Genomic DNA, 13061 nt, shown 5'->3' on the forward strand with positions numbered 1-13061 from the left:
CAACAAACTTGACATTAATATCAAAGAATATATACTGAATATTGTAAATTGAAGAAAAGAGGCCGCCAAGTGAACAATCAGAATGCAGCATTTTTTAAAAATTTAAAAGCGCAAGTGAATAAGCATCAATTCACAGTTGGTATTAGTGATCTTGCTAAGACGACTGGCGTTTCACAGACCCAATTACGTTATTGGGAACAAAAAGGGTACATTCATAGTCAAAAAGTTACCGAAAAAAATACCGTTCATCGTTTTTCTTATGGCACGTTAATGCGGGTTCATTTCATTAAAGCAATGTTAGATGAGGGATTCACCTTAGCTGCGGCCGCACAACGAGCGACGGAGCAAAGCACGCAGATGGAAATGATGCGAATTTTTGCCACCAACGCGTTTCAAGGTGTTGAGGAGCGGGATGGTCATCATATGATCAATCTGGGCTATTTTGATGAAGCCCATACGCAGAATTTATATGTTTATATTATTGGAAATGAACCTCATTATCGGGTCTATCCGAAAAAATAACTGAACCGTTGCTGGCTTCTAGCTTGTGAAACCGGTTAATTAATGGTAGATTTAAGTCGGTAAGTATCGGTAAGTCATGCGGACAACAAGTTTCCCACTCGTCAATCGATCTTATGGCTGGATTGACCGTTGTCATGTTGGTCGTGTTTTGAAGTTTAACTTTGCAAAGAGATTTACAACAGAGCGCGAAACTAGCGCTGAGAGATGCCTGGATTAGTCCAGGTAGTGATCGTGCATAAAACAACGTGTAATTGAATCTAGAAGTAGTTTTCAATTGTCCGGTGATGATACTTACTAGTAGGGCCCAAGTGCTGTGGGAAAGCTTGGGTCTTTTTTTATTGCAAGAGTGTGAGGTCAACCGGGTTGCTTCCGAGCATAGCCTAGCCATCAGTATCATGCGGATTTTGCATGGTGCTGGTGGCGTAGCTAAGCGAAGGACGCAGGTTGACCGAACACGTTTCGGCTATCTAGGTCCGAGTGGTTGCTTAACCGGGATAAGCGGAGCCCGCAGTCGAATTTTACACGTTTCGACTATTTAGGTAGAAAGAGTGGTTAACTGGCGTAGCTAAGCGGCCGACGCCCGTTGGCTGAGTATGTTTTGACTATCAAAGTAGCCCTCTTTCGCCGACCGGCTATAATTGCAATAGTCGCAACTTATGGGCCAAATTGGTCATTCATGACCATAACCATCATTACTTTAAGATGTCGTACTTAACCAAAAAAGCCCACCTTCAAGCTGTGAAGGCGGGTTAACTGTCTAGTCTGATTGAAGCCTACAAGGCAATCAAGTTAGTCAACACGTTCGATTTTACCAACGGCAATCGGCAAGGTGACGTGTGTGGAGTAATGTCCAACTGCACCAGCAACTGTATCTGGCAGGGAAACATCGTCGGTGACACCATGGACGTAAATGACGCGCTTATCTAATTCAAGTTCGCTGTCGTTAAAGGTGGCTTTGAAATTTGCTGTCAATTCTTTTAGTGGCACGACCTTAGTGTAAGCAAAGTAGCCGTTAGCATTCGCCACTGGATAGTCGTCGTTAGGAATGTTCATTTTGTGTGGTGCAGCGTCCAAAGGAACCATCGTCGTACCCGAAACAGCTCCGGTTTCGGGCAAATCAACGAAGCCATCTTGATTAACATCTTGTGCCATCGTGGCAATGGCAGCTGGCCGACCATCCGGAAAGCCGTGGAAATGTTCCCAATGTTGGGCATTAGCGGGTGTGTCGAATAGTTCCAAGTTAATCGTTAAGCTTTCTCCGTTGATTACTAATAAAGCACTGCCATGTGCTGCAGTCCCAATTTTTTCAGCATTTAGTGGTACGATCTTTGCACGATAGATTTTCATAAGTCATTGCCTCCGTTAAGTTGATATCGTTAGTGTATACTATAGTTGCAGCCGAAAAATTGATAATTATCAAGAAAAGAGTGGAAAATGACACATTCTGCAATTAAATGTGTGCAAGGCGCACCAATCTTTAAAGGCTTAGCCGCAGCAGATATTGCTGAGCTAGCTCAAATCTCGGTCCATCAGGAATTAGTTAAACGCGGTCAGCTTTTATATCAGCCACTGACCCCGTTAAAACGGATGATGATCGTGGATCAAGGTCGGGTGAAAGTTTATCAGTTGGATGAAAATGGTAAGGAAAAAGTATTGTACATGTTACGGGCGGGGGCAATCGATAGTGAAGCGGCCCTCTTTACACAGCATCAACATTATAATTATGCCGAAGCTGCTGAGGATAGCTTAGTTTGTTCAATTAGTCGGGATGACTTTCAGGCGTTGATTCACCGAGTGCCCCAAGTCGCCATTAACTTGCTCAATGTGTTAGGTGATCGGTTGACTGCGTTAGAGTCCGTGAGTGCTTTGACTGGTAATTTAAAATCGAAGAATCGAATTTTAGTTTATTTACAACAGCTCTGTGAACAACAACAACAAAATCCGTTCACATTACCGGAAAAGAAGAAAGAATTGGCGAGTTATTTAGGCATTACGCCAGAAACGTTGAGTCGGCAACTAGCGCAGTTGGGACAAGAGGGGGTACTCAAAATTGACGGCCGTCAAATCACGTTAATCGAAAAATGAGGCCAGTGCAGTTGCACCGACCTCATCGTCTGAGTTTAATAGTGGTTGTTTATGATTTCGCAACTTGCGCGAAGTGTCCAGCATACCATTCGTCCCAATTGACGGCTGGATTGCCGCTCTCAAAGTACTTTTGATCCAAGCGGTCAATTAAGGTTAGGTAGTCTTGATAGGAAAAGTCAACACTATCGGTGAGACGTTGATCCTTAGTCATGAAACGTGACAGGTTTAAATGTTCATTAATGTCAGTCATATAGTTGACGACATCATAATTGGACATTAGCTCAAGATTGTTGGCATCAAAAAGCTGTTGATAAAATTTGGCAAAGCTTTCAACAGCTTTATGTTGCAAGCTATCATTAAGTTGGGTAATGGATAATTGAGCATCATCATTCACGATGCGGTTCCTCCTTAGGTTTGAAGCACGGTCCGAAAAAAATAAATTTTAAAACGGCTATGACCCGTAAGTCACAGTTTTGCGCTACAATTTAATTATGGCACGATTACCGTGGCTTTTCAAAGAATTGTCAAAATTAGCGCCACTTAATTAACGAGTGGTAAAAAAATTGTAAATGGTGTACGATACATTAATTAAGCAGACAGAAAAATTTAGTTGAGGTGAAGTAAATTCATGACCCCCATGAAGGAAGATTACTTGAAAATTATTTTCGAACTTGGTGGTACGAAGAAAAAGGTGTCGAATAAGCAAATTGCACTTAGCTTAGACATCGCAGCCGGCTCCGTGACGGAAATGGTTGGTAAATTAGTGCAAGATGGTTTGGCTAAACACACGCCTTACGCTGGCATCTCATTAACTGCTGAAGGGATTCGGTATGCGGAGACATTGGTCCGGAAGCATCGTATCTGGGAAGACTTTTTGGTTGATAAGTTAAATTATGATTTGCCAGATGTGCATTCCGAAGCAGAAGTTTTGGAACATGTGACGAGTGAACGCTTGGTGGATTCACTGGAGTCTTACTTAGGTCACCCAACGCATTGTCCACATGGTGGCGCGATTCCGGATAAGGATGGTCACTATACGGAAGACAGCCATACTGCGCTAGCCGATACCGAAGATGGTACGGTGGTTTCAATCGAACGGTTTATTGATAATCATGATTTATTACTTTACTTACATGATATTGCTTTGAAAATTGGGCAATCAGTTAAAGTCATCAAACATGATCCGTTTGAGGGTCCGGTGACGATCGAGGTTCAAACGACCGGCCAACAAATTCCGGTTAGCTACAAAGCGGCTCATAACATCTTTGTTAAATAGACCGTTATGTTTGAAAATCGATTAACGAAATGTGGCGATGGCTCACTGATTTTTCGGAATTCTTAATCGTTTGATAAAAGAATTTTGGAAATCCACGTGATTCGCTATCCTTTTCAAAGACAATATGCTACAATTACTCTTGTAGCTTGGTTAGGTAATTTTGGTCAGATCGTTTCAATAAACTATCCCCATTTGCACCGAATCATGATTTACATTAATTTATATGTGCAAAAAAGCACTAGGAGGATTTTTTATTATGGAACATGGAACAGTTAAATGGTTTAACGCCGATAAAGGTTTTGGTTTTATCACTCGCGAAAACGGTAGCGATGTATTCGTACATTTCTCAGCTATCCAAGAAGACGGCTTCAAGACTCTTGAAGAAGGCCAAGCTGTATCATTCGACGTTGAAGAAAGCGATCGTGGCCCACAAGCAGTTAACGTTACTAAAGACTAATTAACGGCTTAAAAGGCTTTTCTCTAACTTGTTAGAGAAACTTCAAAGACCGGTTATGGAGGGAAACTTCCATGGCCGGTTTTTTTCGTCGTTTTTGAAGATAAAGGTGGCCGTGGCGCTGAATTTAGCTTAAAGTTAGGCTATTGAGAAATTGAGACGACGATGAAGGGGCTGCTGAAATGACGACGGATGAATTAATAATTGCGACCTGCTTAAAAGCGGGCAAAATCATGGTTGAGAATGGGTCGGAGATCTCACGGGTCGACGATACCATGACGCGAATTGCGCAAAACGCCGGCGTCGTGCAGGCGAACACCTATGTGACGATTACTGGGGTTATGATGTCGATTCAAGGTCGGAATGCCACGCAGATTGCTTCAATCACGAAACGGACAATTGATTTGGAAAAAGTCGCGCAGGTGAATCAGTATTCTCGTGAGTTCGCGGACCAACGAATTGATCTACCAACGCTACATGCCCGGTTGAATCAGTTGGATCAGGCGTCACGTTCATTTCCGTTATGGTTACAGCTGGTAGGAGCGGCCCTAGTTAGTGGCCCGCTGATGATCATGTTCCGTCAAGAAACGATCAATACTTGGCCAACGGTGTTGATTGGGACCCTGGGTTACTTAGTCTTTTATTTATTGAACCGTTATTTGAAAATTAAATTTTTGAGCGAATTAGCCGCCGCATTGTTTATTGGGTTTGCGGCTGAATGGACCTATCAGATTGGTTGGGGGACAAACATCAACGATATCATTATTGGGGCGTTGATGCCGCTAGTTCCGGGGGTCCCGCTGACAAATGCGGTCCGCGATATTTTAGCAGGAAATTTTGTCAGTGGTCCGGCGCGCGCAGTTGAAGCACTCATTTCGGCGGCAGCATTGGGCTTTGGCATTGCTGTCGTGATTACGATTTTTTGAGGAGGACGTGCTGATGGGTGTCATTGGACAATTAATATTAGCTTATTTGGCCGTTCTGGGATTCGGCTTGATTATCAATATCCCACATCAAGCGTTAAATCTCGCTGGCTGGATTGGGACTGTGACTTGGGGTGGCTACTTGCTCGTCCAAGTATTTGATGGTGGTGTCGTACTCGGCAGTTTCATTGGTTCGGTCGGAATCGGGGTTTTAAGCAGTCTCGCGGCACGTTATAAAAAGATGCCCTCAATTATTTTCAATATTCCCAGCTTAGTTTCGTTTGTCCCTGGGAGCCAAGCTTATCAAATGGTGCGTAATTTTGCGTTAGGCAACTATGATCAAGCGGTTGGGTTTATGTTACAGGTGGTCGTCATTACTGGCGCAATTGCGTTGGGATTTTTGGTTGCAGAGTTATTAAATCAATTGATCGCGTTTTGTCGTCAACATTGGCAACAGTTGCGATCCTAAATCGGGGATGGTCATCACAAGATAGTGGTGACTTTTTTTGTCGGATGACTTGCATTAGACCTACTCGAAGCTAGTATGATGAGTTTAGCTTGAAGATGGGGGAGTTATTAATGAACAGTCAAAAGTTTAGACACGTATCGGGTTTGATTTTAGCCCTTGTGTTAACGATTAGCCTAGTGGGTTGTGGTCGCCAGTTAAAGACGACAAAATATGTGCAAAGTACCACGCCAACCTTGTTTTTTCATGGCGGTGGGAGTAGCTATCATGCAGAGGAACACATGGCGGATGCGGCTAAGCAAGCCGGTGTCACCAAGACGATTATTCGCGCGATGGTTGCTAAAAATGGTCAGGTGAAATTAGTTGGCAAAATTCGCCCGGGTGCGATCAATCCGATTGTTGAAGTGAATTATGCCAATAATAAAGAACTCAATTATCGCAAACACGGCCAGTGGGCAGCAAACGTGGTTGTCGCGTTACAGAAACAGTATCATTTTAAGCGCATTAACATGGTCGGACATTCGCTGGGAAATATTTCGTTGATCTATTATTCATTGAACAATGCTGGCAATCGGCAGTTACCAAAGTTGTCAAAGCAAGTCGATATTGCCGGGCATTTTGCTGGGTTGGATTTCAAAGGGATGCCAGCAAGTGTCACCCAACCAGCGGGATTGACCTTGAATGCGGCTGGTAAACCGAATAAAATGAACGCCACTTATCGTGAAATGACCAAGTTGCGACAGGTTTTGCCTAAACAGCAAGTTAAAGTGTTGAATCTGTATGGCAATATTGGTGGTCATACGGATGGGACGGTCCCGAATGTGGCGACACTCTCCTTAAAATATTTGGTTGCGCCGCGAGCGAAAAGTTACCAAGAAAAAGAATTCACCGGTAAACTCGCAAGACATTCGAAATTACATGAGAATCCCCAAGTGGATCGTAGTCTGATCCATTTTCTATGGGGAAAATAGCAAAATGAAAGCACCGGCTCACAAATTGGGCTGGTGCTTTCATTTTGGTTAACTATTGTCGGATTCGATTAAGAACGAGTTGATGATTGGCGTTACGTGTCATTTCCCAAACTTCGGTGAAACGTTCAATATAAGTTTTGTCATGGCTGTTTTGGTTATAAGCCGCTGACTGATTGTCATACTGGAAGTAGTCGCGAGCTTGCGCGGTCACGACTACGTTTAACTTGGCTGGCGTAGTCGTGATTTCTTGAGCCAAATCTATAATCACGAGTCCCTCTAATTGATCCGTTTTATGTTGTTGCTGGTATTTTTTTAGAATTCGGCGCTGCTTGGCAAAATAGCGTGATCCCATTAAGGTACTGAGTGTGTTTAAATCATTCTTGGTCCAGGCAGTTTCAACCTTGTAAAAGAATGGCTCAAATTCACTGCGTTGCTCAGCTGATAATGGCATGGTATTTTGAGGCGCTAGGTGTTGCTTTTGCCGTCGTTGTCGAATTTGACGCACGCCAGGAACAATAAACAATAACCCAAAACCAGCAAAAATAATCACATCAAAAATATTTGTCCGGTGATAATAGCCACCACCGTAATAACCACCGTTGTCGTAATCATTGTTGTTATAAGTACTAGTCGTGCCGCCGTTGCTAGTACCACCACCTGCGTTACCGCCAGTACTCCCACCGGCCCGTGCCATTGCAGGTAATGGGGTGAGTAATAGCAAAATTGCGACGGTTAGTGTTAGACCCCATTTTCTCAAAGTTAGTGCACTTCCGTTCAAGGATTAAGTGCATTAAGTTTAACATAATGAGTGATCACTGATTGTTAAGTTCGTGTAATTAATGAGTAAAGTTCAGTTCGTTGCTAGTCAGACAGGCGGGTCGATTCAGCAGCGTTAAAGACCCAGCTACCAGTGTCGGTTTTCTGATAGGCCATTTCGGTGATTTTACCGGTTTTCATATCGGTGAAGATGAATTTGATTTCATCGTTGTTCCGAGTAGCGTAGCGAACGCTCAAACCATTGCTAGGGTTATCTTTGATTTTTTCAACCGCCGCCCCTAAGGCGGGACCGTCTGGATACTGACTGGCTAGTTCAAATTTTGCTTGTGACATGAGATTACCTCTTCCTATTAAGCTGATGTTTCATTATATCATGGGGTTGTTTACGATTACCGCATAATAATTATTGCGTTTTATCGGTTCACTGAGTATTATATTAATTGTGTTAATTGTTTGTGATTTTAATTAGGAGGGCGCACATGAAAAAAAGGTTAAAACGGGTCATCGGTGGGGCCATGATGCTGGTAGTAGTGCTGCTTGCAACACCACAGGGGGTCATGGCTAGCCGGACTTATCGGCGCACACGCACGACACCGGTTGCAAAAAAGGCCTACTATACGACGGATACTAAGTCACATACTTTTAGAGCGAATGGCAATTACAGTCGTTGGACTTTTAAAGCTAATCATGATTTAAAAAATTATCGAAATACGACTTGGGTGACGACACAGAAAACTTATATCATGATGAACGGGAAACGCGTTTTGTATTACTGGGTGCACAACAGTAAGAATAATGCGACCGGCTGGATTTGGAGTGGTTATCTAAAATCGAAAGCTACTGCCAGTGTACCTAAAACGGAGGCACAGTTAGTAGCCCAAACGAAAGTCGCCAAAAAAGCGCAACAGATCGTGACCGTGGTTCAGAATGGGCCATCCACGGCAACGTTGAAATTATGGCAGAAGCAGCGGAATGCAACTTGGCAAAATGAGTTAACTGCCAGCAGTCGAATTGGTGCGAATGGCATTGGTCATTCGAGAGAAGGTAGCAGTACGACACCGATTGGAGCGTATCATTTGAGTACTGCCTTTGGTAAGGCAACGACGGCTCGCACGGCGGGCATGAGCTATCGTCAAATTAAGGCTAACAGTTACTGGATTGAAGATCCCAATGACCGTCAATATAATACTTGGCAGACGCGCGGGTGGGCGAATAATCAGAATGAACACCTGATCGATTACACACGTGCGGCGCCACATAATCAGTACGAGTTAGCAGTTGTCATGGATAATCGTGGTCAAAATAATGGTTCGGGCTTCTTTATTCATGTCAAAAATCAATGGGCAACAGCGGGCTGTGTCTCGATCAGTTTACCAGAGTTACGCAACCTAGTTAGTCAATTAGGCCAACAAGCCTATGTCATTGACGTGCAAAAGGTTGCTCAGTTACAAAATTATTAATACAGTTGTTAGCGTAAAAAATTCCTGTCAAAGTTGATTGACAGGAATTTTTTTGTACTATTGTGATTATTTACCGTACATGGAACCAGTTGTGGCTGCTTTAAGATCTAGGGACTTTCGAATAACATTAGTGACGCGTTGCTTTTCAGTTTGAGGCACAACTTCGAAGGATTGACCGTTGATCATTTTACCATTCCCTTGGGCGTGGTCTGAAACAATGTTCTTGGTTGAAGAACGATAGTTGGAGACGATGCTAGTCAAGTTACTGAACGTTAAATCGGTCCGCGTTTCCTTAGCTAAGGACTTTAAGAAGTCTTGTTTCATTAAGTTCGTTGCATTAGTACTTTCACTGATGATGGCGGTAATTAACTGACGTTGACGTTGTTGCCGTCCATAGTCACCCAATGGATCATCGTAACGCATCCGTGAGTAGCCAAGCGCTTTGGCACCATTCATATGCGTCTTAACACCTTTAGTGTAGGTATATCCTTCATAGGTAAAGGACCGAATTGGGGTGATGTCAACACCGCCAACTTCATCAACGACTTTCTTCATGCCACCCATGTTGATCAAAGCATAGTAGTCAATTGGAACATTCAACCATTTTTGAACAGTTTTAATCGTTGTCCCAGCACTACCGTAAGCATAAGCTGCATTGAGCTTAGCAGGGAAGTCTTGCTCGAAACCTGAAATCGAAACTTCAGAATCTCGTGGCAAACTCATTAACGTCGTTGTTTTAGTCGACGGGTTGATGGTTGCTAAGATAATCGTATCCGTTCGGCCTTTGTAATCACGACCCAATGCCCCAGTATCGGTCCCAAGTAACAGAATTGAGACTGGCTTTTTACCATTTAAGACAGCCGAAGTATCCCGTGACTTTTTGATGCCACTGCTTTGATACACAATCTTAGCCGCATTCTTGGCATTAAAATAAGTTCGAGCGGCAAAAGCGCCAACACCAACTAGCAATACCGCAATAATGATTAAAATGGTATTTCGAACTGGATGTTTTTTCTTTGGACCTTCGCCCCCTGAATTATCCTGATGCATCTGTGAACGACTTGGCATTTCTTCCATGAATTTTTCCTCCAATGGTTATGTAAAAACTATACATAGTTTAGCATTTTTTTGCGTTATCGGAAACAAATTCCAATTAACCCCTAAGAATCTTAAGCACCCTATAACTCGACTACAATCATACCTGTTTTTAGCCGGCAAAGTGATGGATTTAAGTTTTCTTTGTGATTTTTTAAGGTTCCCTAAATAAGGCTGGCGTTATTTCTGTCCGTAAATGGCGTATGGTATAATTTTTTTAATTGTTAATATTAATGGGGGTTCTAGTTTTGATGATCGATAAGTCGCGTCTTCGGCCGGTCAAATTCGTCATTGCAGTCATCTTATTTGCGTACCTGAGCTATTTTATTCACGCTGGTGCAGTTGGTATCGATCTATTGGATGCTGGCTTGAGTTCGTTGGCAACGATTAAAGTGAACGGCTTTTTCACTGGCCTGTTTACCGTAATCAGTTGGCTTGCTTCTCCAGGCCGGGATGTGCTTTGGATGGTGTTGTTGGCATTTTTACTGTATGGATTTAAGTACAAAATTCAGGCATTGTGGTCGTTGGCCTTAATGGCCGGTGGTGTTGTGCTGGACTTTATTTTTAAGCATCTGATTGCGCGTGACCGGCCAATTGGCCATTTGGCGTCGGATGACGGTTACAGTTATCCAAGCGGGCACACCTTGGGAACTTTCTTGTTAGTGGCAACGATTATCATTATTATCGTGCCGGAAATAGATAATTATCGATTGGCGCAAATCATCAAATGGGCAAGTATTATCTGGCTATTATTAGTCATGGTGGCGCGGGTTTATTTACAGGCGCATTACCCGACTGATACGATTGGTGCAGTTTTGTTGGGCTGGCTGTGGGTCGAAGTGATGTCATGGCTGTATATTGCCTATGCACCGAGATTATTAAATTGGCGCTTATTTTATCGGTCTTATTTGTAAGTTGGCTGAACAATCTAAATGTGTTTGTGCGCCACTAAAATAGTCGTTCAGAAATCAGTTGAAGATTTCTGAACGACTATTTTAGTATGGTACTTTTTTGTGAAATTAGGCCTGGCTTTGTAGCCATTCAAGGGCCAAAGTAAGCCAATGAGCGGCGTGAGGCTGATCAGCATCGGCTTTCCAAGCAGTTTGCGCATTGGCTAGTGCGAGCCCATGTGGCCCATGATTAAAGACATGTAGCTCATATGGGAGTTGTTGTTGTGCTAAGGCACTGGCATATGCTAACGCGTTAGTCGCTGGGACAAGCGGGTCGTCCGCTGTCACCCAAATAAAGGTCGGTCGATTTTGGACATTAACTTGGGTCTCGGCCGCCATTTCACTGACGTTACTAGTCCATTTTGCTAGAGTTGCGGCATCAGTTGGATAGCCGTCCGTGGGGTTAATGACGGGATAGCTCAAGATCACGTTGCGAGGCTTTAACTCCGCTGCGGTGGTTTGAAGCAAGGCTGGCAGTTTCGTTTGCCAGTAGTCATTATAAAGGGCTACGATATGGCCGCCGACGCTAAAGCCAACTGGTGTGAGTTGTTCGGAATCGATGTGCCAACTAGTGGCTTGTTGGCGAATCAGTTGCATTGCGCGGGCGAGATCCAAGACGGGTGCCAATCCCAATGGTTGCTGATCACTTAATAAGGTGTATTCCAGATAGAACGCTTGATAGCCGTGCCCGGCAAACGCCATGGCCAATGTTTCAGCTTGGCCGACTGGAATGTGCGTATAGCCTCCACCAGGAACGATAATAATCGCCGGATAGTGTGTTTTACCGGTATTTTGATCCGGCGTGTGTAGAAAACCGGTCAGTTGTGCTGGTCCGGTGCCTAATTTTTGCTGAATCACTTGCATGCAATCACCTCTATTGATATGGTTAACATAACTATTATAACGCAAGCGAGGGGGCTCAGTGATGCTTGAGGCAACGTCTGAGTTACAGGATGAACAATTAAAATTACGACCATTTGTCATTGGCGACGCGGCAGACTATTTTGAAATGGTACGCGATCCTAATGTGGCGGTCAATGCTGGCTTCACCCCGACTAACAGTTTAGTTGAGGCGGAATACTTACTAAGTCGGCAGTTAAAAATGCCGGAAGTGTACGCAATCGTCTTGACCAAGTCGGCCAAAGTGATTGGGAGCGTAGGGCTATACGAGCGGATGAATGCACAAGGCGAGCCCGCAGCACAACAAATGGATCTGGGCTATATGTTAACGGCAAGCGCCTGGGGGCATGGCTACATGACGGCGGCGGTGCATTTGATTGTCAATTATGCGTTGCAAGACTTAAAATTACGACGATTGACCGCCAGTTGTTTAGCCCCTAATATTGCCTCCAAGTTAATTTTGGAACACGCGGGGTTTCGACAATACGATCAAGTGACACATCCTGCCTATGCTCAGTTTGGTGCGGGTCAAACTGAGTTGTTTTTTGAGCTAGTTCCCGCAAATGGAGATGATTGCCATGCAACTCGCTAAATCATTTGAACAAGCCGCCTGTGTGCTAGTTTTATTGGCGACACAACGACCAGATATTCCGCTCACGTCGGATGTGATTCATGAACGAATCGGCGGTTCAGCCTCGTATATTCGTAAAATTATTCGGAAATTGGTCGTCGCAGACTTGGTGGCGTCAACGAGTGGCAATAATGGTGGGGTTCAGTTAGCCAGATCACCCGAAACGATTTCAATTAAAGATGTCGTGGTGGCGATTGAGGGGCCACTGCATACTTTTCCCGACCGGGGCTATTTTGACCAAGTTTTTAAAGATGTCCAACCAGTCGCAGATGAGGGGACCAAAGTCGTCAATGCGATTTTTTCACAAGCTGATGAACTTTGGCTTGAGTTTTTGAGTCAACAAAAAATTGCCGCGTTAATTAAGGATTTGCTAGCCGTTAGTCAGATTCCAGTATTAAATTGGAACAATCAAACTGAAGACAAGATGTCCCAATTGAATCGTTTATTGGCCCGAATGCGGGTTGAAAAGTGAACCCTCATACAAACAAATTAGAAATGTATGCGGTTTCGATGAGGCTTTTGTGGTTACTACAGGATTCAGCTGGACTATT

The 13061-nt window shown here is 43.8% G+C and carries 17 protein-coding genes; 11 read left to right on the forward strand and 6 right to left on the reverse strand.

Annotation, left to right across the window (positions count from 1 at the left end):
• The first annotated feature begins 69 nt into the window (after window positions 1–69).
• A complete protein-coding gene (locus FFM70_RS11840; protein WP_137617070.1) occupies window positions 70–522 on the forward strand; it encodes a MerR family transcriptional regulator in 453 nt (150 codons plus the stop codon).
• Window positions 523–1311: 789 nt separating this feature from the next.
• On the opposite strand, the gene FFM70_RS11845 is transcribed toward FFM70_RS11840, so the two are convergent.
• Window positions 1312–1869 (reverse strand): hypothetical protein, encoded by a 558-nt coding sequence (locus FFM70_RS11845; RefSeq protein WP_137617071.1) that lies wholly within the window; start codon window positions 1867–1869, stop codon window positions 1312–1314.
• Between the two features lie 87 nt (window positions 1870–1956).
• Here FFM70_RS11845 and FFM70_RS11850 point away from each other — a divergent pair, with 87 nt between their 5' ends.
• Complete coding sequence (locus tag FFM70_RS11850; protein WP_137617072.1) at window positions 1957–2607, forward strand: Crp/Fnr family transcriptional regulator; 651 nt, start codon at window positions 1957–1959, stop codon at window positions 2605–2607.
• A gap of 49 nt (window positions 2608–2656) precedes the next feature.
• Here the strand turns inward: FFM70_RS11850 and FFM70_RS11855 are convergent, their stop codons facing one another.
• The gene (locus FFM70_RS11855; protein WP_137617073.1) at window positions 2657–3001 is read right to left on the reverse strand and encodes a hypothetical protein; all 345 of its coding nucleotides are present in this window, start codon (window positions 2999–3001) and stop codon (window positions 2657–2659) included.
• 234 nt (window positions 3002–3235) lie between these two features.
• Here FFM70_RS11855 and FFM70_RS11860 point away from each other — a divergent pair, with 234 nt between their 5' ends.
• From FFM70_RS11860 to FFM70_RS11880, 5 genes are all read left to right on the forward strand, one after another.
• The gene (locus FFM70_RS11860; protein WP_137617074.1) at window positions 3236–3883 is read left to right on the forward strand and encodes a metal-dependent transcriptional regulator; all 648 of its coding nucleotides are present in this window, start codon (window positions 3236–3238) and stop codon (window positions 3881–3883) included.
• A gap of 256 nt (window positions 3884–4139) precedes the next feature.
• Complete coding sequence (locus tag FFM70_RS11865) at window positions 4140–4340, forward strand: cold-shock protein (protein WP_137617075.1); 201 nt, start codon at window positions 4140–4142, stop codon at window positions 4338–4340.
• 179 nt (window positions 4341–4519) lie between these two features.
• Window positions 4520–5263 carry a threonine/serine exporter family protein gene (locus FFM70_RS11870; RefSeq protein ID WP_137617076.1) on the forward strand — a complete coding sequence of 248 codons (744 nt, stop codon included), beginning with the start codon at window positions 4520–4522 and terminating at the stop codon, window positions 5261–5263.
• 13 nt (window positions 5264–5276) lie between these two features.
• The gene (locus FFM70_RS11875; RefSeq protein ID WP_171002371.1) at window positions 5277–5729 is read left to right on the forward strand and encodes a threonine/serine exporter family protein; all 453 of its coding nucleotides are present in this window, start codon (window positions 5277–5279) and stop codon (window positions 5727–5729) included.
• A gap of 110 nt (window positions 5730–5839) precedes the next feature.
• Window positions 5840–6697 (forward strand): alpha/beta hydrolase, encoded by an 858-nt coding sequence (locus FFM70_RS11880; protein WP_137617077.1) that lies wholly within the window; start codon window positions 5840–5842, stop codon window positions 6695–6697.
• Between the two features lie 52 nt (window positions 6698–6749).
• Here the strand turns inward: FFM70_RS11880 and FFM70_RS11885 are convergent, their stop codons facing one another.
• Together FFM70_RS11885 and FFM70_RS11890 are read right to left on the reverse strand one after the other, a co-directional pair.
• A complete protein-coding gene (locus tag FFM70_RS11885; RefSeq protein ID WP_137617078.1) occupies window positions 6750–7454 on the reverse strand; it encodes a Tim44 domain-containing protein in 705 nt (234 codons plus the stop codon).
• A gap of 104 nt (window positions 7455–7558) precedes the next feature.
• Window positions 7559–7807: a hypothetical protein gene (locus FFM70_RS11890; RefSeq protein WP_137617079.1), complete on the reverse strand. Its 249-nt coding sequence runs from the start codon at window positions 7805–7807 to the stop codon at window positions 7559–7561.
• A gap of 146 nt (window positions 7808–7953) precedes the next feature.
• Between FFM70_RS11890 and FFM70_RS11895 the strand changes: the two genes are divergently transcribed.
• Window positions 7954–8934, forward strand: coding sequence for a L,D-transpeptidase family protein (locus tag FFM70_RS11895; protein WP_137617080.1), 981 nt, complete (start codon window positions 7954–7956; stop codon window positions 8932–8934).
• Between the two features lie 66 nt (window positions 8935–9000).
• Here FFM70_RS11895 and FFM70_RS11900 read toward each other — a convergent pair whose 3' ends face one another.
• Window positions 9001–10011, reverse strand: coding sequence for an LCP family glycopolymer transferase (locus tag FFM70_RS11900; RefSeq protein WP_137617081.1), 1011 nt, complete (start codon window positions 10009–10011; stop codon window positions 9001–9003).
• Window positions 10012–10280: 269 nt separating this feature from the next.
• Here FFM70_RS11900 and FFM70_RS11905 point away from each other — a divergent pair, with 269 nt between their 5' ends.
• Window positions 10281–10943 carry a phosphatase PAP2 family protein gene (locus FFM70_RS11905; protein WP_137617121.1) on the forward strand — a complete coding sequence of 221 codons (663 nt, stop codon included), beginning with the start codon at window positions 10281–10283 and terminating at the stop codon, window positions 10941–10943.
• Window positions 10944–11048: 105 nt separating this feature from the next.
• On the opposite strand, the gene FFM70_RS11910 is transcribed toward FFM70_RS11905, so the two are convergent.
• Window positions 11049–11843, reverse strand: a complete 795-nt coding sequence (locus FFM70_RS11910) for a lp_1002 family arylesterase (RefSeq protein ID WP_137617082.1) — start codon at window positions 11841–11843, stop codon at window positions 11049–11051.
• A 61-nt stretch (window positions 11844–11904) separates the two neighbouring features.
• Here FFM70_RS11910 and FFM70_RS11915 point away from each other — a divergent pair, with 61 nt between their 5' ends.
• Together FFM70_RS11915 and FFM70_RS11920 are read left to right on the forward strand one after the other, a co-directional pair.
• Window positions 11905–12471: a GNAT family N-acetyltransferase gene (locus FFM70_RS11915; RefSeq protein ID WP_137617083.1), complete on the forward strand. Its 567-nt coding sequence runs from the start codon at window positions 11905–11907 to the stop codon at window positions 12469–12471.
• The gene (locus FFM70_RS11920; protein WP_137617084.1) at window positions 12458–12982 is read left to right on the forward strand and encodes an Rrf2 family transcriptional regulator; all 525 of its coding nucleotides are present in this window, start codon (window positions 12458–12460) and stop codon (window positions 12980–12982) included. Before FFM70_RS11915 ends, FFM70_RS11920 begins: the two co-directional genes overlap by 14 nt.
• Window positions 12983–13061 lie beyond the last annotated feature (79 nt).

The organism is Lactiplantibacillus nangangensis (genome assembly GCF_005405065.1).
Lineage (GTDB): Bacteria > Bacillota > Bacilli > Lactobacillales > Lactobacillaceae > Lactiplantibacillus > Lactiplantibacillus nangangensis.